We start from the raw sequence: 2,062 nt of genomic DNA on the forward strand, positions 1-2,062 counted from the left end.
GGGCCGCGTCTGTTGTTTATACGCGACCGGCGCCGCCCCCGCCCCCCCCGCCACCACCGCCACCGCCCCCCTCCCCGGGGTGGGCCCCCCAACCCCCCCCCCCCGCCCCCCAGGGGCCCGCCCGCCATCCGTGGTGCGGGCGGCCCCTTCGGCGTGTCCGCCGGTTGAGCGCAGCCGGAAACGGGTAGGCCGTCGCGTCGGGTCGGATCGTTTCCGGAGGTGCCTACGATGACCGAAGCCGCGCCGCGGCTGGCCGCTCTTGCCGAGACCCTGCTGGGCGCCCCCCTGCCCGTCCGGATCCGCGCCTGGGACGGCAGTGAGGCCGGGCCGCCCGACGGCCCCACCCTGGTGCTGGCCAACCGGCGCGCCCTGCGCCGCGTCCTGTGGCGGCCGGGCGAACTGGGCCTGGCCCGGGCCTGGGTGGCCGGGGACCTGACCGTGGACGGCGACCTGTTCGAACTGCTCGACCGCGTGGCCGGCCTGCTCTGGGAGCGGGGACCCGCCGACGTCCCCGAGGCCCCGCGGGCGGTCCGCCGCTCCGGCCTCGGCAAGCTGGGCGCGCTGCGCCCGCACCTGCCGCGCCTGCCGGAGCGGGCGGGCGGCGCCGCCGGGACCACCGCGCTGCTGCGCGACCCGGACGCCCGGGCGGCGCTGCGCGACCTCGTCGCCCTGGCCCGGCCGTGGCCGGCGCCCGCACCGCCCCCCGAGGAGGCCCGGCGCCGGGACGGCCAGACGCACACCAAGAGCCGCGACCGGCAGGCGATCAGCCACCACTACGACGTCGGCAACGAGTTCTACGGGCACGTCCTCGGTCCCTCCATGGTGTACTCCTGCGCGTACTGGAGCCCCGGCTCCACCCTGGAGGAGGCCCAGCGGGACAAACTCGACCTGGTCTGCCGGAAGCTGGGCCTCCAGCCCGGCGGGCGGCTCCTCGACGTCGGCTGCGGCTGGGGCTCCATGGCGCTGCACGCGGCCCGGGAGTACGGGGTCCGCGTCACCGGCGTGACGCTCTCGCGCGAACAGGCCGCGTACGCCCGCAAGCGGGCCGCGGAGGAGGGCCTGGCCGACCGGGTCGACATCCGGATCCAGGACTACCGGGACGTCAAGGACGGCCCGTACGACGCCATTTCGTCCATCGGGATGGCCGAACACGTCGGCGCCGAGCGCTACCGCCAGTACGCCCGCACCCTGCACGCCCTGCTGGCCCCCGGCGGGCGGCTGCTCAACCACCAGATCGCGCGCCCGCCGGAGCCGGACGAAGAGGCCTACCGGGTCGACGAGTTCATCGACGCCTACGTCTTCCCCGACGGCGAACTCTCGCCGCTGGGCACGACCGTGGGCGAGCTGGAGCGGGCCGGGTTCGAGGTCCGCGACGTGGAGGCGCTGCGCGAGCACTACGCGCTGACCCTGCGGGCCTGGGTGGCACGGCTGGAGGAGCGCTGGGAGGAGGCCGTACGGCTGACCTCGCCGGGGCGGGCCCGGGTCTGGCGGCTGTACATGGCGGCCTCGGCGCTGGGCTTCGAGCACGGCCGGCTCGGCGTCAACCAGGTCCTCGCGGTGAAGCCCGCGGCGGCCGGGCGCTCGGGGCTGCCGCTGCGGCTGCGCACCTGGGGCGCGTGACCCCGTACGAGGGGAAGGGCCCCCGGGCGGGTTCCCCCGGGGCCTTGCGGGTGCCAGCCGTGGAAACCGGTGCCGACTCGGGGTTGTTTGCGGTGTGCAATTTCAGCCGGGCGGCGCTGCGGGCGGGCCACATGGCCGCCAGCACGCCCACCACACCGGCGAGCAGCAGGAAGATGCCGATCCGGTCGTAGGGGATGACCAGTTCGTAGCCCGGCACCGTCTTGGTGAGGGTGGTGCCGACCGCCCAGGCGAGGAAGACGCCCACGACGATGCCGAGGACGGCGCCGAAGAGGGAGATGACCACGGCCTCCAGGCGGATCATGTTCTTGACCCGGCTCCGGTCGAGGCCGATCGCCCGCAGCATGCCGATCTCCTGGGTCCGCTCAGACGGACATCGCCAGGGTGTTGACCACGCCCAGCACCGAGATGATCAGCGCCATGC

General features: G+C 75.5%; 1 protein-coding gene and 1 pseudogene. One reads left to right on the top strand and one right to left on the bottom strand.

Annotated elements, in window-relative coordinates:
• Positions 1–228: 228 nt before the first annotated feature.
• Positions 229–1,620, top strand: a complete 1,392-nt coding sequence (locus ACFXA3_RS41595; RefSeq protein ID WP_385196555.1) for a class I SAM-dependent methyltransferase — start codon at positions 229–231, stop codon at positions 1,618–1,620.
• A 76-nt stretch (positions 1,621–1,696) separates the two neighbouring features.
• Here the strand turns inward: ACFXA3_RS41595 and ACFXA3_RS41600 are convergent.
• A pseudogene (locus ACFXA3_RS41600) lies at positions 1,697–2,062 on the bottom strand (ABC transporter permease); the annotation flags it as partial.

This window comes from Streptomyces sp. NPDC059456, assembly GCF_042750055.1.
GTDB lineage: Bacteria > Actinomycetota > Actinomycetes > Streptomycetales > Streptomycetaceae > Streptomyces.

What these genes read in the sequence shown, in the direction of transcription:
- ACFXA3_RS41595 (WP_385196555.1), top strand. Translation starts at nt 229, where the DNA reads ATGACCGAAGCCGCGCCGCGGCTGGCCGCTCTTGCCGAGACCCTGCTG.